Origin of the sequence: Komagataeibacter europaeus LMG 18890 (assembly GCF_000285295.1) — a bacterium.
In the GTDB taxonomy this organism is placed as follows: Bacteria; Pseudomonadota; Alphaproteobacteria; order Acetobacterales; family Acetobacteraceae; genus Komagataeibacter; species Komagataeibacter europaeus.
Genome location: NZ_CADP01000009.1, coordinates 10,740 through 31,845 on the forward strand (window position 1 = coordinate 10,740; position 21,106 = coordinate 31,845).

Annotated in this window: 16 protein-coding genes, 1 tRNA gene and 1 pseudogene (1 of these 18 running past the window's edge); 16 read left to right on the plus strand and 2 right to left on the minus strand. The window is 65.8% G+C overall.

What is annotated here, in order from left to right:
* The 3 genes and pseudogenes from GEU01_RS22315 to GEU01_RS05345 form a co-directional block, all read left to right on the plus strand.
* A pseudogene (locus GEU01_RS22315) lies at window positions 1–751 on the plus strand (RluA family pseudouridine synthase) (it extends 225 nt beyond the left edge of the window).
* Between the two features lie 32 nt (window positions 752–783).
* On the plus strand, window positions 784–3,261 hold the full coding sequence (locus tag GEU01_RS05340) for an AsmA family protein (protein WP_019085238.1): 2,478 nt from the start codon (window positions 784–786) through the stop codon (window positions 3,259–3,261).
* Window positions 3,258–4,031 (plus strand): ATP12 family chaperone protein, encoded by a 774-nt coding sequence (locus GEU01_RS05345; RefSeq protein WP_019085239.1) that lies wholly within the window; start codon window positions 3,258–3,260, stop codon window positions 4,029–4,031. The genes GEU01_RS05340 and GEU01_RS05345 overlap by 4 nt, the downstream gene beginning before the upstream one ends.
* A gap of 136 nt (window positions 4,032–4,167) precedes the next feature.
* Here GEU01_RS05345 and ispF read toward each other — a convergent pair whose 3' ends face one another.
* Window positions 4,168–5,337 (minus strand): 2-C-methyl-D-erythritol 2,4-cyclodiphosphate synthase, encoded by a 1,170-nt coding sequence (gene ispF, locus GEU01_RS05350; protein WP_026018526.1) that lies wholly within the window; start codon window positions 5,335–5,337, stop codon window positions 4,168–4,170.
* Window positions 5,338–5,520: 183 nt separating this feature from the next.
* On the opposite strand from ispF, the gene dusB reads away from it, so the two are divergent.
* The 8 genes from dusB (at window position 5,521) to GEU01_RS05395 (ending at window position 15,579) form a co-directional block, all read left to right on the plus strand.
* Window positions 5,521–6,636, plus strand: a complete 1,116-nt coding sequence (gene dusB, locus GEU01_RS05360) for a tRNA dihydrouridine synthase DusB (protein WP_019085240.1) — start codon at window positions 5,521–5,523, stop codon at window positions 6,634–6,636.
* A gap of 2 nt (window positions 6,637–6,638) precedes the next feature.
* Window positions 6,639–7,778 (plus strand): two-component system sensor histidine kinase NtrB, encoded by a 1,140-nt coding sequence (locus tag GEU01_RS05365; protein ID WP_010507086.1) that lies wholly within the window; start codon window positions 6,639–6,641, stop codon window positions 7,776–7,778.
* A 34-nt stretch (window positions 7,779–7,812) separates the two neighbouring features.
* The gene (gene ntrC / locus GEU01_RS05370; protein ID WP_019085241.1) at window positions 7,813–9,264 is read left to right on the plus strand and encodes a nitrogen regulation protein NR(I); all 1,452 of its coding nucleotides are present in this window, start codon (window positions 7,813–7,815) and stop codon (window positions 9,262–9,264) included.
* Window positions 9,261–11,528 carry a sensor histidine kinase NtrY-like gene (locus GEU01_RS05375; protein ID WP_019085242.1) on the plus strand — a complete coding sequence of 756 codons (2,268 nt, stop codon included), beginning with the start codon at window positions 9,261–9,263 and terminating at the stop codon, window positions 11,526–11,528. Before ntrC ends, GEU01_RS05375 begins: the two co-directional genes overlap by 4 nt.
* Entirely contained in the window at window positions 11,518–12,909 is a 1,392-nt protein-coding gene (gene ntrX / locus GEU01_RS05380) for a nitrogen assimilation response regulator NtrX (protein ID WP_019085243.1), read from the plus strand. Before GEU01_RS05375 ends, ntrX begins: the two co-directional genes overlap by 11 nt.
* A 125-nt stretch (window positions 12,910–13,034) precedes the next feature.
* Window positions 13,035–13,319 carry an RNA chaperone Hfq gene (gene hfq / locus GEU01_RS05385; RefSeq protein ID WP_019085244.1) on the plus strand — a complete coding sequence of 95 codons (285 nt, stop codon included), beginning with the start codon at window positions 13,035–13,037 and terminating at the stop codon, window positions 13,317–13,319.
* Window positions 13,316–14,626, plus strand: coding sequence for a GTPase HflX (gene hflX, locus GEU01_RS05390; RefSeq protein WP_019085245.1), 1,311 nt, complete (start codon window positions 13,316–13,318; stop codon window positions 14,624–14,626). Before hfq ends, hflX begins: the two co-directional genes overlap by 4 nt.
* Window positions 14,627–14,739: 113 nt before the next feature.
* Window positions 14,740–15,579 (plus strand): inositol monophosphatase family protein, encoded by an 840-nt coding sequence (locus GEU01_RS05395; RefSeq protein ID WP_019085246.1) that lies wholly within the window; start codon window positions 14,740–14,742, stop codon window positions 15,577–15,579.
* Between the two features lie 84 nt (window positions 15,580–15,663).
* Here the strand turns inward: GEU01_RS05395 and mazG are convergent, their stop codons facing one another.
* Complete coding sequence (gene mazG / locus GEU01_RS05400; RefSeq protein ID WP_010507071.1) at window positions 15,664–16,458, minus strand: nucleoside triphosphate pyrophosphohydrolase; 795 nt, start codon at window positions 16,456–16,458, stop codon at window positions 15,664–15,666.
* Between the two features lie 97 nt (window positions 16,459–16,555).
* Between mazG and argC the strand changes: the two genes are divergently transcribed.
* The 5 genes from argC to GEU01_RS22320 all read left to right on the plus strand — a co-directional run.
* The gene (argC, locus tag GEU01_RS05405) at window positions 16,556–17,491 is read left to right on the plus strand and encodes an N-acetyl-gamma-glutamyl-phosphate reductase (protein ID WP_019085247.1); all 936 of its coding nucleotides are present in this window, start codon (window positions 16,556–16,558) and stop codon (window positions 17,489–17,491) included.
* Window positions 17,492–17,565: 74 nt separating this feature from the next.
* Window positions 17,566–17,649, plus strand: a tRNA-Leu gene (locus tag GEU01_RS05410).
* Window positions 17,650–17,704: 55 nt separating this feature from the next.
* Complete coding sequence (locus GEU01_RS05415) at window positions 17,705–18,886, plus strand: phosphoserine transaminase (RefSeq protein ID WP_026018528.1); 1,182 nt, start codon at window positions 17,705–17,707, stop codon at window positions 18,884–18,886.
* A 77-nt stretch (window positions 18,887–18,963) separates the two neighbouring features.
* Complete coding sequence (locus GEU01_RS05420) at window positions 18,964–20,118, plus strand: ATP phosphoribosyltransferase regulatory subunit (RefSeq protein ID WP_019085249.1); 1,155 nt, start codon at window positions 18,964–18,966, stop codon at window positions 20,116–20,118.
* Between the two features lie 84 nt (window positions 20,119–20,202).
* Window positions 20,203–21,106 (plus strand): adenylosuccinate synthase (locus GEU01_RS22320; protein ID WP_042710781.1); only part of this gene is annotated, 904 nt, incomplete at its 3' end.

Genomic DNA, 21,106 nt, shown 5'->3' on the forward strand with positions numbered 1-21,106 from the left:
GGTCAAGCCGCTGGACGCGCGGCAGGTGCGTGAAATCAACCAGATGGTCGTTTACCGCGATGACCACGTGATCGTGCTGAACAAGCCCGCAGGCATCGCGGTACAGGGCGGGCCGGGCATCACGCACCATATTGACGCGCTGCTCGATGGCCTGCGCGACAGCCCCGATGACCCGCGCCCGCGCCTGGTCCACCGCATTGACCGTGATACGTCCGGGCTGCTGCTGGTTGCACGCACACCCGGGGTTGCGGCCAAGCTGGCGGCGGCGTTCCGTGGCCGTGACGTGCACAAGGTTTACTGGGCCGTTGTCGTGGGCCGCCCCAGCCCGGCCACGGGCATCATCGACCAGCCGCTGACCAAGCTGGGCGCGGGGGCGGGCGCCATCAGCGTCGTGGCCGAACGGGGCGATGCGGACGCGGTGCATGCCCTGTCGGAATACGAGGTGCTGGATGCGGCGGGACGCAAGCTGTCATGGCTGGCGCTTTCGCCGCTGACGGGCCGCACCCACCAGTTGCGCGTGCATTGCGAGGCACTGGGCAACCCCATACTGGGTGATCCGAAATATGGCGGTGACATAGCGCATGTCACGGGTCTTACGGATAAGCTACACCTGCATGCCCGCAGGCTGGAAATACCGCATCCGGCCGGTGGCACGCTGATGGTCGAGGCGGACCTGCCCCCTCACATGCGTGAGACATTCCGGCAGATCGGTTTTGTCGCACCCGCCACGGCACAGCCCCGCCGCAGCTAGCGCGGCCCGAATGGTACAGGACAGGAATTGAAATGGCACATAACGGAAATGCACGGCGCATACTCCTCGGCTCGGTCGCGGCGCTGGTCGTGATCGCGGGGGGGGCGGGACTTGCGGTCAAGTCCATGCTGGACCCAGACGCGCTGCGCACCAAGGCCATTGCCGCGATTGAAAAGCAGACCGGCCGCAAGGTGCGCATGGGGGGACTGGAACTGCATGTCCTGCCGACCCTGTCACTGTCGGTCAGTGATGTCGGGCTGTCGGACATGGCCGGTGGCGCCTATACCGACATGGTGACGGCGGACAAGCTGCAGGCCAGCATGGGGTTGATGGCGCTGCTGCACCATGAAATCCGGCTGGAGGACCTGAAGCTGGTCCACCCCGTCGTTCATCTGGAACGCACGGACAAGGGGCAGGCCAACTGGCGGCTTTCACCCGACAGCGCGCAGGCCACCGCAACGCCTGACGCCAGGACCGCGCAGGCCGCGTCCGACTGGAAGGTGCAGATCGGCAGCATTCGCATAAGCAATGCCGACCTTGACTGGGACGACCGGATGTCGGGCAGCAAGGGCAAGGTGGTGCTGGACCACATCAACCTGTCCGACGTTGATGGCGCGAAGCCCGAGATCGACGTGGCGGGCCATAATGACAGCGGCAGCTTCACGCTGGCGGGCCATACGGGCGCCATCAACCTGACATCCACCGCGCGGGCGGGCTGGCCGGTTGCGTTGCAGGCGGCGTTCAGGGCTGGCGGGCAGCAGGTGGGGCAGATGGCGGTGGATGGCACCGTGGCCGACCCCGACCACATGAAGGGCTACAACATCAGTCTGGATGGCAAGATCGCCAGCCTGAAGGCGATCGAGGCATTCGTCCCCGGCCTGAGCCTGCCGGATGTGCGGCGGCTGTCGCTCAAGGCCAATGTGGTGGATGGCAGCGCCGCGGACAAGGAAGGCAGCACGCCGCTGCTCAATTCCCTGCATCTGGACACGGGCGCGGTGGATGCCGGGCAGTACCTGTCCGGCCTGACGCTGCAGGGGCTGTCGGTTGACGCGCCGGGACCGAAGGACGCCGTGACCATCCGCAGCCAGGGCACGTGGCAGGGGCAGGGACTGAAACTGTCCGGCACGCTGGGATCGCTGCAGCAGGTGGAGCAGGCGGCGCTGTCGCATCTGGCTGACCCCCTGCCGCTGTCGCTGGACCTGTCGGGTGATCCGGGCAGCCTGCGTGTCGCGGGCACGCTGGGCGGGTCGCGCGCGGTGGTGAATGTCAATGCATCGGCTGGCAAGCTGCCGCTGCCCAATGGTGCCGTGATCGACCACCTGGAAGCCTCGACCCATCTGGTCAGCGAAGATAACGGCGCGCATTTCCAGCTTTCGGATATTGCGGTCAAGAGCACGCAGGTCTCCCTCAAGGGGGCGCTCGACCTGTCGGTTCATGGTGGCCATGCGGGCGTGCCGCTGGTCAGTGGCGCGATTGACGCAAGCTGGGTGAATGCGGATGCCCTGATGGGTAACACCAACGCCACCAAGGCCGATGCCAGTACTGTCACGCCTGCGAATGGCAAGGGCAGTGATGAAACGCTGCCGTTCGACCGGCTGCGCAAGCTGGATGCGGACCTGCGCCTGACCGTGGCGCAGCTGGAATTCGAGGGTGATGAATACCACAACGCCCTGACCCATATCAGCCTGCGGAACGGGCTGCTGAAGGTTGACCCGCTACAGGCCGAGGGCACGGGCCGCCGCCTGTCGGGCCAGTTCGAGGTCGATGCCTCGGGCAGCGTGCCCACCGTATCGGGCACGATCGGTACGCTGGTGCTGCCGGCGACATGGCTGGAAAGCAAGGCGGGCCTGTCCAACATGGTGCAGGGTGCGTTGCAGGTCGTGGGTGAAGTGCGTACGCAGGGCAATACCGCGACCGAACTGCGCACCGGCATGACCGGGCACCTTGGCGTGTCCATGGTCAATGGCACGGTCAGCGGCAGCGCGCTGGGCGAACTGCTGGGGGATGCGGCGCGTGGCGCGCTGGGTTCCGGCCCGATCGCGCTGCGCTGCTTCGGCCTGCACATGAACATGGCGGACAAGAAGGCGAACGTGGACACCATCGGCGTGCAGACCAATGCGCTGACCGTGACCGGCAAGGGCACGGTGGGCATGGTGTCGCATGATCTGGACCTGCATCTTGTGCCGCAGGTCATGATCGGTGGCACCGGGGCCACCGTGCCGCTGCGCGTGGGGGGCACGCTTTCGTCCCCGCGTCCCAAGATGGATGGCGGCGCGGATGGCCGTTACGCCATCGGCCTGCTGCTGGGCGGGTCGGACAGCAAGGCAGTGGCCGATCCGTGCCCCGCGACGCTGAAGGTCGCGCGTGAAGGGCAGGCCGGGCCCGAACCCACGACGGCGGCGCCCAAGGCGCAGTCCTCTGGCGCCGCGGGCCTGCTGGGCAATTCCAAGTCCTCGCCTGATGTGAAGAAGGCGGCTGGCCTGCTGAAGGGGCTGGGTATCCTGAAATGACGCAGGGCAACGGGATGAAGGAGGGGGTACGCCCCCCCACGCCCCAGACACAGGGCAGGCGAAAGCGGTTCTGGGTACAGGCCGCCGCCCGTCCGGCGGAGGGGGGCTTCAGCGTCGCGCTTGACGGCCGCGGCATCCGCCTGCCCGGTGGGACGCCACTCTGTGTCGCGTCGCGCGCGCTGGCCGGTGCGATTGCCGATGAATGGGCGCATGCCGGTGGGGAAAAGGGGGGTGATTTCACCCCCGACGACCTGCCGTTGACCCGTATTGCCGGCACGATGATCGAACGTGTCGCCCCGGATCCGGCAGCGCAGGTGACCGCCCTGCTGCAGTATGTGGATGGGGAACTGCTGTGCTACCGCGCGGATCATCCCGCCCTGCTATGTGAACGTCAGAAGGCGGAATGGGATCCGCAGCTTGCGTGGCTGCATGCGCGCCATGGCATCGACATGGCGGTGACGCAGGGCATCATGCCCCTGTCGCAGTCGCCGGCGGTGCAGGCGGCGTGGCGCGGCATACTGGAAAAGATGGATAATCCCACGCTTGCGGCGCTGGGGGTGATGGTGCCCGCCATGAAAAGCATCGTGCTGGGCCTGGCGGTCGTGACCGGCGCGCTGCCCCCCGCGAAGGCGGCCGAGGTCGCGTCCGTGGATGAACGCACCCAGATGGATATATGGGGCAGGGATGACAAACAGGTCGAAAGCCTGCGTCTGCTGGCCCTTGAGGTCACGGACGCATCGCGTTTCCTGCGCCTGTGCCATATGACCTGAACAGGTCGAAGTTTCCGGGTGCCGTTTTTTTCCAAAAAGGCAGCGTTCCCTGAAGCCTTTTGCAAAAGGCTTCACCAGAAACTTCTTTCGGAATGCAAGACGGCCCGGCGTTACACCGGGCCGTTTTTTTGGGTGCTCAGGGCACCAGAACCGTGGCGCTGGCCAGGCAGGCGATGCCTTCCTCGCGCCCGGTAAAGCCAAGGCGTTCGGAGGTCGTGGCCTTGACCGAGATCCGGCCCACATCAACCTTCAGCAGTTCCGCCAGGCGCGCGCGCATCGCTTCCGAATGCGGGCCGATCTTGGGCCGTTCGCAGATCAGGGTCACGTCGGCATTGACCAGCATGCCGCCGCGCTGGCGGATGCGCTCACCCGCATGGACCAGAAAGCGCGCGCTGTCGGCGTCCTTCCACTCGTTCTTGCTGGGCGGGAAATGGCGGCCGATGTCACCTTCCGCCAGTGCGCCGTAAATGGCGTCGCACAGGGCATGGATGCCCACATCCGCGTCCGAATGACCCGCGAGGCCACGCGTGTGCGGCACGTTGATGCCGCACATGATCAGGGGCCGGTTTTCGGCAAAGGCATGCACGTCGTAGCCCGTGCCGGTGCGCGGCAGCAGGGTCGGGCCGATCAGGCGTTCCAGGCGCACCAGATCCTCCTTGTAGGTCAGTTTGATGTTGTCTTCCGAACCGGGGACGATCGCCACGTGGTGTCCCGCCTGTTCCAGCAGGGCGGCGTCATCGGTGGCATCCGCGGCACTGGCCGCGCGGTGCAGGTCACGCAGCAGCGCGAAACGGAAACCCTGTGGCGTCTGGGCGCGGAACAGGTCGGTGCGGGGCACGGTATCGGTAATGATGCCGTCCTTCGCGCGCTTGATGGTGTCGGCCACCGGCACGGCGGGAATGACGCCCGCATGCTTTTCCAGCGCGGCGATCACGCCCTGCGTCACCTCGGCTGGCACATAGGGCCGCGCGCCGTCATGGATCAGCACCAGTTCGGGCCGCTCGTCTTCAGGCAGGCGGTCAAGGGCGTCCAGCCCCGCGCTGACGCTGGCCTGTCGCGTGGTTCCGCCCGGCACGACCGGCAGGACCGTGCAGCCGGGGGGGGCGAACCCCTCCAGCGCACCGGCCAGCAGGGCGGGATCGCCCACGGGCTGGATCATGCCCACATGGGGGGCAAGGGCATCCGCCGCGTGGCGGATGACGGGCCGCCCGCCGAGCGTGACATACTGCTTGGCGAGGGGTGTCGCGGTCTGGGCGCTGTACCGGCTGCCCTGGCCCGCGGCGAGAAGGATGGCTGCAACACGCATGATGCGGAGCAATGCGGCCATGTGGCCCGCGCGTCAAGCATTGAGCGTGGACTGACCGGCCCGCGCGCGGACATGGGCTGGCATGAAAATGTTGCCCCAATGCACCGAACCTGATTGCACGGGGCGGCGGGAGAGGGTATTCTGCCTAAATCATAAGCATTATTGGTGGATATTGTAGCCGGCATGCCTTTCTGCCGCCATCGGGCGCGGCTGGGTTCCGGTGGGGAAGCGTGGTTCATGTCGTCTCAGCTGCTGTCGCCCATTGATCTGGGGGGTGGGGTCGTCCTTCAGGCGCCCGTCATTCTGGCGCCCATGGCCGGGGTGACCGACCTGCCGTTCCGCAGGCTGGCGCGCAGGCTGGGGGCGGGGCTGGTCGTGTCCGAAATGATCGCGTCATGGGCCATGATCCGCGAAAACGAAAACACCCTGCGCATGGCCGAAGTGGCGGATGACGGCCCCAATTCCGTGCAACTGGCCGGGTGCGACCCCGAAGCGATGGGGCAGGCCGCGCGGATCGCGGTTGATCGCGGGGCGGATATCATCGACATCAATTTCGGCTGCCCGGTGAAAAAGGTGGCGGTGGGGCAGCTGGCAGGCTCCGCGCTGATGCGTGACGAGGCACAGGCCGGCCGCCTGCTGGAAGGCGTGGTGCGCGCGGTGGACGTGCCCGTGACACTGAAAATGCGCATGGGCTGGGACCATAACAGCCTGAATGCCCCCAGGCTTGCGCGGATTGCACAGGAATCGGGCATACGCATGGTGACGGTCCATGGCCGCACCCGGCAGCAGTTCTATAACGGCACGGCGGACTGGCATTTTGTGCGCAACGTGGTCGATGCGGTGGACCTGCCGGTTATCGTCAATGGCGATATCCTGACGGTGGAAGATGCCCGCGTGGCGCTGGAACGCTCCGGTGCGCGCGGCGTGATGATCGGACGTGGCTGCTATGGCCGGCCGTGGTTTCTGGCGCAGGTGGCGCGCGCGCTGGTGCATGGCGAAAACGTGCCCGAACCCGACCTTGCGGCGGAAAAGGCCATCGTGCTGGAACATTACGGCATGATGATCGACCATTTCGGCGCCCATCCCGGCCTGCGCCTCGCGCGCAAGCATGTGTCGTGGTATTCGGCGGGCCTGCCGGATTCCGCGGGTTTCCGTGCCGCCGTCAACCGGGTCGATACGGTGGATGCGGTCATCGGCATGATCCACGAATTCTATGACCGCCAGATTGAAGCGGGCAATGCGCGCGGGCCCCGCCCGTCCACCGTGGGGGCGGAAAGGGCCGCGGCACAGGCGGCATGAGGATGGGCCAGCCTTCCCCTGTCCCCCATGAGCCCTGCGCACCCGATAACGTGACGGGCAACGGGCGCGTGATCCTCGACTCGCTGGCGCTGCCGGTTGTGGTCGTGCGGGCGGATAACGCCATCGGATACGTGAACAGCGCGGCGGAGCCTTTTTTTGGCATGTCGCGCGCGCACCTGGTGCAGATGCGCCTGACGGACATCCTGCCCGGTGACAGCCCGCTGTTCCTGCTGATGGAACAGGTCCGTGCCGAGGATCATACGGTGGTCGAGCACGAGGTCACGCTGGAAAGTCCCCGCCTGCGCCATGACGGGGTGACGGTGCAGGGCGCGCCGGTCATGGAAGAACCCGGCTCGGTCGTGCTGACCTTCCATGATTTTTCCGCTGTCCGCGTGCTGGACCGGCAGCTGACCTTCCGGTCCGCGGCGCGCAGTGTCGCGGGCATGGCGGCCATCCTCGCGCATGAGGTCAAGAACCCGCTATCGGGTATCCGGGGCGCGGCGCAGCTGCTGGAAACATCGGTAGGCGAATCCGACCGTGAGCTTGCGGTCCTGATTCAGGACGAGGTCAACCGCATCCGCGACCTCGTGGACCGGATGGACATGTTCAGCGACCGGCCGATCGAACGCAGGCCCGTCAATATCCACAGGGTGCTGGAACATGTGCGCAGGCTGGCGCAGCAGGGCTTTGCCGCCGATATCCGCTTTCATGAAGTCTATGACCCCTCCCTGCCGCCGGTGTGGGGCAACCGTGACCAACTGGTGCAGGTGCTGCTCAATCTGGTGAAGAACGCGGCCGAGGCGCTGCATGCCAATCCCGATGATGCGGCCCCGCCAGAAATCACCCTGACCACCAGCTACCGGCCCGGCATCTGGGTTTCCACCGGGGCGGGCAGCCAGCGCGTACAGTTGCCGCTGCTGGTGTCGGTGCGGGACAACGGGCCGGGCATTCCCGAAAACATCCGGCCGCACCTGTTCGAACCCTTCCTGACAACCAAGACCACGGGCAGCGGGCTGGGACTGGCGCTGGCTGGCAAGATCGTGGGCGACCACGGCGGTGTGATCGAGGTGGAAAGCCAGCCCGGCCGCACCGAGGTCCTGCTGCACCTGCCCGTCGTGACCGAGGGCCGGGACACGCCCTGATGTTCCCCCACTGGACCTGAGAGATTTATAGCGTATGTCGCTGCCGACCATTCTTGTTGCTGATGATGACCGCTCCATCCGTACGGTGCTGAGCCAGGCGCTGGGGCGCGGGGGCTATCAGGTCCGCACCACCGCCCAGGCGTCCACCCTGTGGCAGTGGGTGGAGGAGGGCGAGGGCGACCTTGTCATCACCGATGTCGTCATGCCCGATGAAAACGGGCTGGACCTGATCCCGCGCATCCGCCGCATCCGCCCCGACCTGCGCGTCGTGGTCATGAGCGCCCAGTCCACGCTGATGACGGCGGTAAAGGCGACCCAGCGCGGCGCGTTCGAATACCTGCCCAAGCCCTTTGACCTCAAGGAAGTGCTGGCGGTGGTCGCCCGCGCGCTGGCAACTCCCGCCACCCCCGTGCAGCCGCTGGCCCCGGCCCAGCCGGATGAACAGATGTCGCTGATCGGGCGATCGGTGGTGATGCAGGATATCTACCGCATCATCGCCCGCCTTACGACATCGGACCTGACGGTGATGATCAACGGCGAAAGCGGCACCGGCAAGGAACTGGTGGCCCGCGCGCTGCATGATTACGGGCGCAGGCGTGCCGGCCCCTTTGTCGCCATCAACATGGCCGCCATCCCGCGCAACCTGATCGAAAGCGAACTGTTCGGGCATGAACGCGGCGCCTTTACCGGGGCGACCAGCCGTGTCGCCGGGCGGTTTGAACAGGCGGCGGGGGGCACGCTGTTCCTTGATGAAATCGGGGACATGCCCCCCGAAGCCCAGACCCGCCTGCTGCGCGTGCTGCAGGATGGGGAGTTCACGACCGTGGGCGGCACCATGCCCATCCGCGCCAATGTGCGCATCATCGCCGCCACCCATCGTGACCTGCGGCAGGCGATCCGCGCGGGCACCTTCCGCGAGGATCTGTACTACCGCCTGAACGTGGTGCCCATGCGCCTGCCACCCCTGCGCGAACGGGTGGAGGACATTCCCCTGCTGGCGCGGCATTTCCTGAATGAAAATGCCGAAGGCGCGGGCAGCGCGCGCGTGCTGGATGATCAGGCGATGGCGCAGCTTCAGGCCTATCGCTGGCCGGGCAACGTGCGCGAGCTTGAAAACCTCATGCGCCGCATCACGGCGCTGCACCCGCAGGAAAGCATAGGGGCTGACATCATCGCCGCCGAACTGGCGGAGGCCAGCAATACGGCGCCACCAGGCGAAGGCGCGGGCGGCGGAACAGCCGAGACACTGGCCGAGGCGGTGGAACGGCACCTGCGCCGCTTCCTGTCATCCGGGCAGGACGGCATGCCGCTGAGCGATATTTACGACAAGGTGATTGCCGAGGTTGAACGCCCCCTGATCACCATGACGCTGGCGGCCACGCGTGGAAACCAGATCCGGGCGGCGGCCATGCTGGGATTGAACCGCAATACGCTGCGCAAGAAGATCAGGGATCTGGATATTCCGGTCGTGCGCGGCGGCGCATGAGCATGAACACGACGCCGCGCCCAAGCATGGCCTACCGGCTGGCCCGGAGGGTGCTGGACATGCTGGTACGGCGCAACGTGGCGCTGGTGCTGGTGCTGCTGGCGCTGGTGCTGGGGGTCGCGACCTTCGTCGTGCTGTCGGGTGGCAAGTCGCTGGCCCATCACCCGCAGATCCAGGCGCTGGTGTTCATCCTGAACTTCCTCGTGCTGCTGTTGCTGGCGACGTCGCTTACGGAAAAGGTCGGGCGTGTGGTGGCCGAACGCCGCAGCGGGCTGGCCGGGGCGCGGCTGCATGTGCGGCTGGTCACGCTGTTCGGCATTGTCGCGGTGGCGCCCACCATCGTGGTGGGCACGTTCGCCGCCGTGTTCTTCCATTACGGCATCCAGATCTGGTTCAGTGACCGGGTGAACACCGCGCTGAACGAGGCGCTGGAAACATCCCGTGGCTACCTGCAGGAACATAACGCCAATATCCGGACCGAGGCGTTCTCGCTGGCCAATTACCTGGTCAGCGCGCAGAACGGGCTGTCCGGGTCGGGGGGTGACCTTCTGCATGATCCCGACGCGCTGTCGCAGGTGCTGGATTCGCAGGCCACGCTGCGGGGGCTGGACGTGGCGGTGGTCTATGACCCGTTCACCAATACCGTCGTGGCGTCGGGCGGGCTTATGGGACAGGCGGCCAACCTGAAGGACCTGCCGCCGCCCGCGGCCACCCTGATGGCGCGGACGAACGAAATCGCAATCCTTGATTCACCGGATGAAAAGACCGTCCGCGCGGTCGTGACCCTGGGGGATACGCCGCCGCTCATGCTCATGATCGCACGCCCGGTGGACCCCGATATCCTTGAACACATGCACCGCACCGAACAGGTGGTGGCCGATTACAAGCGCCTGAATGGCAACCGGGCCAAGATCCAGTTCACCTTCGTGCTGATCTTCGCGCTCGTGGCCGTGCTGGTGCTGGGGGCGGCGATCCTGATCGGCCTCATGCTGGCCAACCAGATCGTGCGGCCGCTGGGGCTGCTGATCCTGGCGTCCGAACGGGTCAGCAAGGGCAACCTGGACAGCAACGTGCCCGAGGGCGAGCGCGATGACGAGGTCTCCAGCCTGTCACGCGCCTTCAACCGCATGACCACGCAGCTTGCGACCCAGCGCGCGGAACTGGTCAACGCCACCAACCAGATCAACGAACGCCGCAGGTTTACCGAGGCCGTGCTGTCGGGGGTGTCGGCCGGTGTCATCGGGCTGGATTCGCACGGTATGATCGAACTGCCCAACCGTGCGGCAAGCGTACTGCTGCAGCGTGACATGGCGGCCGGCGTGGGGCGCCCCCTGACGGATGTGGTGCCGGAACTGGGCACCATGCTGGAACGCATCGCCCAGGAGGGCGGGCGTGAACTGACGGGCGAGGTGCAGGTGCTGGCGGGCGGGCGCGCCTGTACCCTGCTGGTGCGAATCGGCGCGGAAATGCAGAGTACGGTGACCGGCGATTTCGCTGATGGCTATGTCGTGACCTTTGACGACATAACTGCCCTGCAGGTTGCGCAGCGCAAGGCGGCATGGGCTGATGTCGCCCGCCGCATCGCGCATGAAATCAAGAATCCGCTGACCCCCATCCAGCTTGCCGCCGAACGGCTCAAGCGCCGCTTCCTGCGCGAGATCACGTCAGATCCCGATACCTTTGCGCAGTGCGTGGACACCATCATCCGCCATGTGGGGGATATCGGGCGCATGGTGGACGAATTTTCCGCCTTTGCCCGCATGCCGCAACCGGTCATGCGCATGGAGGATCTGTCGCGCATCGTGCGTGAGGCCCTGATCCTGCAGCGCAACGCGCACCCCGAAATCCTGTATGAAGTCCATCTGCCCGACCGTGGCCAGCTGGTCCAGTGTGACCGCAGGCTGGTGGGGCAGGCGCTGACCAACCTCTTGCAGAACGCGGCGGACGCCATCGCCATGCGTCCCGAAGTCGGGGCGGCCGGCGTGGATGGCGTGATCGGCACGATCCGTATTACATTGAAGCAGGATGATCCGAACGTCATCCTGAGCGTTGAGGATGATGGAATCGGGTTGCCGGTCGAGGATCGCGCCCGGTTGACCGAGCCATATGTGACCCACAAGCCCAAGGGAACCGGACTTGGTCTTGCGATCGTCAAGAAGATTCTTGAGGATCACGGCGGAAGCATCGGGCTTGCGGATCGCGCCGGGAGCAGGGGAGCTGTGTCGACATTGATTTTGCCGATAAAGGACGACCATGGGGCATGAAATCCTGATCGTCGATGACGAGCCGGATATCCGGCTCCTTATCGAGGGTATTCTGGCTGATGAGGGATACGAGACGCGGCTGGCGGCGGATTCCGATTCCGCCATTGCGGCCTTCCGGGAACGTCGGCCCTCGCTGGTGGTGCTTGATGTATGGCTGCAGGGCTCACGGCTGGATGGCCTGGGCATCCTGAATGTCCTGCACAAGGAGGAGCCGTCCATCCCGGTCATCATGATATCGGGACATGGCACGATCGATACCGCGGTCGCCGCCCTGCAGCATGGCGCGTATGACTTTATCGAAAAACCCTTTCAGGCCGACCGCCTGCTGGTCGTGGTGCGCCGCGCGCTGGAGGCGTCCCGCCTGGCGCGCGAAAATGCCGAACTGCGCCTGCGCGCGGGCTCCGGCACCGTGCTGGAAGGACGCAGCGCTGCCATTACGGCCGTGCGCAACCAGATCGACCGCGTGGCCCCCACCGGGTCGCGCGTGCTGATTTCAGGCCTTGCGGGTACCGGCAAGGAAGTGGCGGCGCGGATGATCCACGCCAGTTCCCGCCGGGCGGAAGGGCCGTTCATCGCGCTCAACTGCGCCACCCTCGCCCCCGGCCGGTTCGAGGAGGAACTGTTCGGCATCGAGGGCGGGGATGACGGCGCGGGCCGCCGCACCGGGGTGCTGGAACGCGCGCATGGTGGCACGCTGGTGCTGGACGAAGTGTCCGACATGCCGCTGGAAACGCAGGGCAAGATCGTGCGCGCGCTGCAGGACCAGACATTCGAACGGCTGGGCGGCGCGCGGCGGGTCAAGGTGGATGTGCGCGTGCTGGCCACCACCAATCGCGACCTGCAGTCCGAAATCGCGATGGGGCGCTTCCGGGAGGATCTGTACTACCGCCTCGCGGTGGTGCCCCTGCGTATTCCCAGCCTGCGTGAACGGCGTGAGGACATACCCGAACTGGCCCGCATGTTCCTTGACCGCGCGGCCGAAAATGCCGGCCTGCCGCTGCGTGAACTGTCGGGCGACGCGATTGCGGCGCTGCAGAGTTATGAATGGCCGGGCAATGTGCGCGAACTGCGCAACCTGATGGAACGCCTGCTGATCATGATGCCGGGCAACAGCACGGACCCGATCCGCGCCGACATGCTGCCTTCCACCGTGGGGGATGGCGCGCCCGCGCTGCTCAAGTTCGATTCTGACGAGGATGTGATGAGCCTGCCGCTGCGTGAGGCCCGTGACCTGTTCGAGACCCAGTACCTGCAGGCGCAGCTGCTGCGTTTCGGTGGGAATATCAGCCGTACCGCAGGATTCGTGGGGATGGAACGCAGTGCGCTTCACCGCAAGCTCAAGCAGCTTGGCGTGACGTCCGAGGATCGCAACACGGGATGAGCTTTTGCCCATGCAGCCCATGACTGCTAGACAACGAACTGTGATACGGACGGTGGCAACGCCGTAGCATGACACGCGACTGTGCCGTGTGATTCCGCCCAACAAACAACAAGTAAGGCCCTGCCGTGGCAAAAGAACCTTCACAGAATGTCCAGGACGTGTTCATCAACCACGTCCGTCGGTCGAAAACGCCGGTTACCATTTTCCTGGTCAATGGCGTCAAGCTTCAGGGGATCATCACCTGGTTTGACAACTTCTCCGTCCTGCTGCGGCGCGATGGCCATACGCAGCTTGTGTACAAGCATGCGATCAGCACGGTCATGCCGGCCACGCCGGTCAGCCTGTTTGAACCCCCGGCCGAGACCGACGGCACAGAGGAGCGTGCAGCCACGGATGGCAGCCCGTCGTGACGGCGGCCCAGCCACCATCCGCCACGCGCGCCGCCGTCATCCTGCCGTGGGAGCGCCCCGACCGGCATGATGACGCGCGTGCGGCCGAAGCCCGGCTGGAAGAAGCGGTCGGCCTTGCCGAGTCCATCGGGCTGGTGGTCGTGTGTCAGGCGGTGCTGCTGCTGCGTGCGCGCAGGCCGGCGACCCTGCTTGGTGGCGGGCAGGTGGACTCGCTCAAGGAAACGGTCAAGGCTGACAACATCACCGTGGTCATCATTGATTCCCGCCTGACCCCGGTGCAGCAGCGTAACCTTGAACACGCGCTGGGCTGCAAGGTGATCGACCGGACCGCGCTGATCCTTGATATCTTTGGCGAACGCGCGGCCACGCGTGAGGGCACGCTGCAGGTCGAACTGGCCCATCTGGAATACCAGCGCAGCCGTCTCGTGCGCACATGGACCCATCTTGAACGCCAGCGTGGTGGCTTCGGTTTCCTTGGCGGCCCCGGTGAAACCCAGATCGAGGCCGACCGCCGGATGATTGGCGACCGGATCGTGCGATTGAAGCGCGAACTGGAACAGGTCCGCCGTACCCGTGGCCTGCACCGGCAGGCCCGCAGGCGGGTGCCATTCCCCATCGTGGCGCTGGTTGGCTACACCAATGCCGGCAAGTCCACCCTGTTCAACGCCCTGACCGGGGCCAGCGTCTATGCGCAGGACCAGCTGTTCGCAACGCTTGACCCTACCATGCGCGGCATCCAGCTGCCATCGGGGCGGCGGGTAATCTTGTCCGACACCGTGGGGTTCATCAGTGACCTGCCGACCGAACTGATCGCGGCCTTCCGCGCGACGCTGGAAGAAGTGGCGGAAGCCGACATCATCCTGCATGTGCGTGATGTCTCGCATCCCGACAGCGCATCGCAGCGCAATGATGTGATCGAAGTACTCGAAGGCATGGCCCGCAATGGCACCATCGAACAGGACTGGCAGTCCCGTGTGATCGAGGTGCTGAACAAGGCCGACCTGGTGGGCGGGCGTGACGCGGTGGGCGCGCGGCCGGGCAATGTGGTCATTTCCGCCATTACCGGCGATGGCCTGCCCGATCTGCTGGCCGCAATTGACGAACGCATGACTCGGGCGATGGAAGTCGTCGCCTACCGCGTGCCGCTGGCCGAAGGGGCGGCGATGGCGTGGCTGTATGAACATGGCGAGGTCACGGAGCGCGAGGATGGGGAGGACGGCGTGGAGATGACCGTGCGCCTGTCCCCCGCCAATCGTGCGCGGTTTGAAATGCAGTTCGGCCGTATCGTGACCTGCCTGCAGGACTAAGGCACGCCTGCGTGCCGACCGTTTCGTGACTGTGGGCGGGGTGGCAAACAGGCCGGTACCGGCGCATGGATGGGCACCGGTGAAGGACGGATACGCATAGCGGAGGGGCTGCAATGACGGCACGGATCACACTGGCGGACATGCACGATGTGGTGGGCATGATGCGGGGGGCGGCGTCGCGCCATGTCATGCCGTCCTTCCGTTGCCTTGATCGTGCCGACATCCGTGCCAAGAGTGGGCCGCTGGATATCGTGACCGTGGCCGATGAAGCCACCGAACGTGACCTGACCGCCGCCCTGCGGGCCGCATGGCCTGATGCGCTTGTACTGGGGGAGGAAGCGGTCGCGGCTGATCCCTCCCTGCTGGACGGCCTTGGCGCGGCGGAACTTGCCTTCGTGATCGACCCGATTGACGGCACCGCCAATTATGCGGCGGGCGTGCCGCTGTTTGGTGTCATGGTGTCCGCCGTGTCGCGGGGGGAAGTGATTGGCGGGGCCATTGTTGATCCCGTATGCGACATCGCGGTTCTGGCCGCGCGCGGCCAGGGTGCATGGCTGCATGACGGCAAGGGCGCCGAACGCAGGCTGCATGTGGCAGCCCCCGTGCCCGCGCGGGAGATGTCGGGTAATGCATCATGGCGCTACCTGCCCGCGCCGGTGCGCGACGTGGTGACGCATAACCTGCCCAAGGTTGCGGGATCATGGGATTTCCGGTGTGCGGCGCATGAATACCTGATGCTGGTCGATGGGCGGTGCCACTTCCTGCTGTTCAACCGTACCCTGCCGTGGGACCACCTGGCGGGGTGGCTGATCCATGCGGAAGCCGGTGGTTACAGCGCCCATTTTGACGGCTCGCCCTACCGTGTCACGGATCGTAGCGGCGGGCTGCTTTACGCGCCGGACAGGGCAAGCTGGCAGGCGCTACGTGACCTGCTGCTGACCCCTGCTGCATAAATGGCTGATAAAAAGCGAAAACTTTCCGGGTGCCGCCTTTTTTCAGAAAGCTTCACCAAAAACCTTTGATGGTTTGCGCGGGTTTCAGTCCTGTGGCTGTGCCGCGCGTTCACGGCGTTTGACGGCCTGCCAGCCTTCTTCCATGGTTTTGACATCCACGTCCGCCAGCGCAAGGCCACGGGCGGCGAGGTCGTGCTCGACGGCGGTAAAGCGGCGGGTGAATTTGGCGTTGGCCTGACGCAGGCAGGCTTCGGGGTCCATGTCCAGCTTGCGCGCAAGTGTTGCCAGCGTGAACAGCACATCGCCCAGTTCATCGAATATCTTCGCCCGGTCGCCACTTTCCAGTTCGACCTTCAGTTCGTCCAGTTCCTCATCCACCTTTGCCGCGACCTCGCCCACCGTGTCCCAGTCGAAGCCGGTGCGGGCCGCGCGCGCGGACAGCTTGCGCGCGCGCAGCAGGGCGGGCAGGCCCACCGGCACGTCATCCAGCGTGCCGCCCCTGTTGCGCGCCAGACGTTCCTGCGCTTTGCCCGTTTCCCACTGGCCTGCTTCCACCGGCGCATCGCCAAAGACATGGGGATGGCGGCGGACCATCTTGTCGCCAATCATGCGGGCCACGGTGGCGAAGTCGAACATGCCTTTTTCATCGGCCATCTGCGCGTGGTAGACGACCTGCAGCAGAAGGTCGCCCAGTTCATCGGGCAGGCTGTCCCAGTCCTCGCGCGCAATGGTGTCCGCGACTTCATACGCTTCTTCAATGCTGTAGGGTGCTATGGACGCGAAGTCCTGTTCCCGGTCCCATGGGCAGCCCGTCTGCGGGTCACGCAGGCGGGCCATGATGTCCAGCAGGCGGGCAAGGGCGGAAGAAGCATCGTGCATGGGTGGGAAGTCCTGCCTGTTTGTATTGCGGTCGGGCACAGGTTTTGTATAGATCGCCCATCCCGAGGCGGGAAGTTTTTATCAGGACACACCGAACATGAGCAGCAACGGACAGGCAACGGTCTTTATCGATGGCGAGGCAGGGACGACGGGACTGGGCATCCGCCATCGCCTGCGCCACCTGCCTGTCACCGTGCGTTCCATCGATCCCGTGCGGCGCAAGGATCCCGACGCCCGGCGGGAGATGATGGCAGCGGTCGATATCGTCATCCTGTGCCTGCCCGATGCGGCGGCGAAGGAAGCCGTGGCGATGGCAGACGCCATGGGGGATGATGCGCCGCGCATACTCGACGCCAGCACCGCGTTCCGCACCGACCCGGCATGGGTCTACGGCTTTCCCGAAATGGATGCGGCCCAGCCTGCCGCCATCCGGGCCGCCGTCCGTGTTTCCAATCCCGGCTGTTATCCCACCGGGCTGATCGGCCTGCTGCGCCCGCTGGTCAGGGCAGGGCTGGTGCCAGCGGATTACCCCGTGTGCGTGAATGCCGTCAGTGGCTACAGTGGCGGTGGCCGCAACATGATCGAAGCGCATGAGCGCGATGGCGGGCCAGCGTTTGAACTGTACGGGCTGGGTCTGGGCCACAAGCACATGCCGGAAATGACCCTGTATGCCGGTCTGGCGCAGCCGCCGGTTTTCGTGCCGTCGGTCGGGCATTTCCCGCAGGGGATGATCGTGTCCGTGCCGCTGCATCTGGACCGCCTGCCCGGCAGGGTCGCCATTGCGGACCTGCATGAAGCCCTGGCTGCGCATTACCGGGGTTCGGACCGCGTAACGGTGGCCGAACCGTGCGCCAAGCTGGTGGCGGACGCGCTGGCGGGCACCGACCGGATGGAACTGCGTGTGCATGGTAACGACGCGCTGCGGCAGGCCGTGCTGACCGCACGGCTGGACAATCTGGGCAAGGGCGCGTCGGGTGCCGCACTGCAGAATGTGGCGCTGATGCTTGGGCTGGAACCGCCGCCGCCCGTGTGATATAGCGGGTCCGCAAGACGTCCCTGGACTGATTGCCGTGGTATTCCGTCCCGCACAGGGCGGGCTGCCTGTATGCGAGAGTGACGGAACGGTAGACGTAGTCGACTCAAAATCGACCGCCGAAAGGCATGGGGGTTCGAATCCCCCCTCTCGCACCAGTCTGGCGCACCGCCCCGGTGTTGCTGTCCCTTTGCCCGTGTCGCGAACAGGACGATGTCTCCCTTGCCTGATGCCCTTACTGCAAAGCCGTCCGTACGGCCTGCCAATCCGTGCTTCTCTTCCGGTCCCTGCGCCAAGCGTCCGGGCTGGTCGCTTTCCGCCCTGTCGGATGCGCTGGTGGGGCGTTCGCACCGTTCGGCCGAAGGGCGCGCACGGCTGAACGAGGTCATTACCCGTTCAAAGGCCATGCTTGGCATGCCGGATGACTGGGTGCTGGGCATCGTGCCCGCGTCGGATACGGGTGCGGTGGAAATGGTAATGTGGTCCATCCTGGGCACCCGCCCGGTAGACGTGCTGGCGTTCGAAAGCTTTTCCGCCACATGGGCAAACGACATCATAGCCCAGCTGAAACTGCCCGACGCCCGCGTGCTGAAGGCCGATTACGGTGAAATCCCCGACCTGTCGCAGGTGGACTGGGCGCGCGATGTGGTGCTGACATGGAACGGCACGACATCGGGCGCGCGCCTGCCGTATGACGCCGCCATTCCCACGCAGCGCGACGGGCTGGTGATATGCGACGCCACGTCCGCCGCCTTCGCCATGGACCTGCCGTGGCAGAAGCTGGATGTGGTCACATGGTCGTGGCAGAAGGTGCTGGGGGGCGAGGCCGCCCACGGCATGCTGGCCCTGTCGCCGCGCGCGGTGGAACGGCTGGTATCCACGCCAGCGCCCCGCGCGTTGCCCAAGATCTTCCGCCTGACCAACAGCAAGGGCCTGATTGACGGTATCTTCCGGGGTGACACGATCAACACGCCGTCCATGCTGTGCGTGGAAGATGCGCTGGATGGCCTGAAATGGGCCGAAGGCGCTGGCGGCCTGAAGGGCCTGATCGCCCGCAGCGAAGCCAATCTGGCCGCCATTGCCGGGTGGGAAGCGCAATCCGACTGGGCGCAGTTTCTTGCCCCCAACCCTGCGCACCGTTCCAGCACGGCCATCTGCCTGCGTATTGTCGCCCCGTGGTTTACTGCGCTGGACCATGCGGGCCAGACAAAGGCTGCCAAGCAGATCGTATCCCTGCTGGGCAAGGAAGGGGTGGCGCTGGATATCGGCAGCTACCGTGATGCGCCGCCGGGCCTGCGGCTGTGGGGCGGGGCGACGGTGGAAACCGCCGACCTGCAGGCGGTCCTGCCGTGGCTGGACTGGGCCTATGCGCAGGTACGCGGCCAGCACGCCTGATCCTTCCGCTTTCCATGTCTGATCCATCATGTCCCGGCTGCCACCGTGGAGATGGTGCAGCACGATAGGCCCCCGATATGACTGATGACCCGCCGTTCAACCCCGCGCTGCTGCCCGCAGGCTTCGTGGACAGGCTCCCCCCCGAGGCCGAGGCCGAGGNGGCGGCCGGGGTCGAGACGCTGATGCGCGTCTTCGCCGCCCACGGATATGACCGCGTCACGCCGCCGCTGCTGGAATTCGAGGAAACGCTGCTGTCGGGTTCGGGCGCTGCCGTGGCGGAACAGACCTTCCGCCTGATGGACCCCGATACGCGCCGCATGATGGCGCTGCGTCCCGACATGACGCCCCAGATCGCGCGCATTGCCGCGACCCGGCTGCCTGATGTGCCGCGTCCCCTGCGGCTTGCCTATGCCGGGCCGTGTATTCTCATGGCCAGCAACCGGGGTGATGGCGAACGCCAGATTTCGCAGGCCGGGGTGGAACTGATCGGTCCCGACCAGCCGGAAGCGGATGCCGAAATCGTGGCGCTTGCGGCCGAATGCCTTGCCACGCTGCAGGTGCAGGGCGTGTCCTTTGACCTGACCATGCCCGCGCTGACCACCGCGCTGGTGGATGCCGGGGGCTTTGATGCGCATGTGCGCGGCATGCTGATGCGCGCGCTGGACCGCAAGGATGCGGCCGCCGTGGAACGCCATGGCGGCGACCTGGCGCCGGTCCTGATCCGGCTGCTGCATGCGGCCGGCCCGGCCCATGGGGCGCTGGCGGAACTGGCGGCGGTGGACCTGCCGCCGGTGGTGCGTGCCCACAGTGCGCGTCTGGCTGCAACCGTCGCCGCGATCGAGGCGCGTGTGCCGGGTATCCGCCTGACGGTGGATCCGGTGGAATTCCGGGGCTGGCAGTACCATACCGGCGTATGTGTCAGCGTCTATGCCGCAGGCCAGCGCGAAGAACTGGGCCGGGGTGGCCGCTACCTGTCCAATAATGATGAACCGGCCTGCGGGTTGACCCTGCGGCCTGACATCATCCTGCGCGCGGCCCCGCCGCTGCCGTGCCGGACGCGTGTGTTCCTGCCGTGGGGGACCCCGCCGGAAGTGGGGGCCGCCCTGCGTGCGGGGGGCTATGCCACGGTCAGCGCGCTGGGCGATGAAGCCGATGCACGGGCCGAGGCCCGGCGCCTGTCCTGTGCGCTGGTGGTGGCTGATGGTCGGCCCATGCCGGTGGATGGCATCTGAATTTCTGTTATCTGTTTAATATAACAAGGTTTTTTCCGGCTGGTCGCCTTTGTTCCGGTCGGGCCGTATAGCAAGGAGCAAGAAATGTCCAACGTCACCGTGATCGGCACCCAGTGGGGTGACGAGGGCAAGGGAAAGATCGTGGACTGGCTGGCCAGCCGGGCCGATGTGGTCGTGCGTTTCCAGGGTGGTCACAATGCGGGCCATACGCTGGTTGTGGGTGAGCAGACCTACAAGCTGTCCCTGCTGCCGTCCGGGCTGGTGCGGGGCAAGATGGGCGTGATCGGCAATGGCGTGGTAGTTGATCCCGAAGCGCTGCTGAAGGAAATCGACCGCGTGACGGCGCAGGGCCTGAAGGTCACGCCCGAGACGCTGAAGATTGCTGAAAACGCGCCCCTGATCCTGCCCGTTCATGGCGCGCTGGACCGCGCGCGCGAAGCCGCGCGGGGTGACCGCAAGATCGGCACCACGGGCCGTGGCATCGGTCCCGCCTATGAAGACAAGGTGGCCCGTCGCGCCATCCGCCTGTGTGACCTGGCCGAACCGGAAACGCTGGACTGGAAGCTGGACGAACTGCTGCTGCACCACAACACCCTGCTCAAGGGTCTTGGGGCCGATACGTTCACCAAGGCTGAACTGCTGGATTTCCTCAACGCCGTCGCACCCCGCGTGCTGCCCTTCGTGGCCCCGGTGTGGGATCTGCTGGATGACAGCCGGCGCAGTGGTTCGCGTATCCTGTTCGAGGGCGCGCAGGCGGTGATGCTGGACGTGGACCACGGCACCTATCCGTTCGTGACCAGTTCCAATACCGTCGCGGCCAATGCGGGCACGGGCGCGGGTGTTGGTCCGACCAGCATCGGTTTCGTTCTGGGCATTGCCAAGGCCTACACCACGCGTGTGGGTGAGGGACCGTTCCCCAGCGAACTGCATGACCAGATGGGCCGCACGCTGGGGGAACGCGGGCATGAATTCGGCACCGTAACGGGCC

What these genes read in the sequence shown, in the direction of transcription:
- GEU01_RS05340 (WP_019085238.1), top strand. Translation starts at nt 784, where the DNA reads ATGGCACATAACGGAAATGCACGGCGCATACTCCTCGGCTCGGTCGCG.
- GEU01_RS05345 (WP_019085239.1), top strand. Translation starts at nt 3,258, where the DNA reads ATGACGCAGGGCAACGGGATGAAGGAGGGGGTACGCCCCCCCACGCCC.
- ispF (WP_026018526.1), bottom strand. Translation starts at nt 5,337, where the DNA reads ATGCGTGTTGCAGCCATCCTTCTCGCCGCGGGCCAGGGCAGCCGGTAC.
- dusB (WP_019085240.1), top strand. Translation starts at nt 5,521, where the DNA reads ATGCCTTTCTGCCGCCATCGGGCGCGGCTGGGTTCCGGTGGGGAAGCG.
- GEU01_RS05365 (WP_010507086.1), top strand. Translation starts at nt 6,639, where the DNA reads ATGGGCCAGCCTTCCCCTGTCCCCCATGAGCCCTGCGCACCCGATAAC.
- ntrC (WP_019085241.1), top strand. Translation starts at nt 7,813, where the DNA reads ATGTCGCTGCCGACCATTCTTGTTGCTGATGATGACCGCTCCATCCGT.
- GEU01_RS05375 (WP_019085242.1), top strand. Translation starts at nt 9,261, where the DNA reads ATGAGCATGAACACGACGCCGCGCCCAAGCATGGCCTACCGGCTGGCC.
- ntrX (WP_019085243.1), top strand. Translation starts at nt 11,518, where the DNA reads ATGGGGCATGAAATCCTGATCGTCGATGACGAGCCGGATATCCGGCTC.
- GEU01_RS05395 (WP_019085246.1), top strand. Translation starts at nt 14,740, where the DNA reads ATGACGGCACGGATCACACTGGCGGACATGCACGATGTGGTGGGCATG.
- mazG (WP_010507071.1), bottom strand. Translation starts at nt 16,458, where the DNA reads ATGCACGATGCTTCTTCCGCCCTTGCCCGCCTGCTGGACATCATGGCC.
- argC (WP_019085247.1), top strand. Translation starts at nt 16,556, where the DNA reads ATGAGCAGCAACGGACAGGCAACGGTCTTTATCGATGGCGAGGCAGGG.
- GEU01_RS05415 (WP_026018528.1), top strand. Translation starts at nt 17,705, where the DNA reads ATGTCTCCCTTGCCTGATGCCCTTACTGCAAAGCCGTCCGTACGGCCT.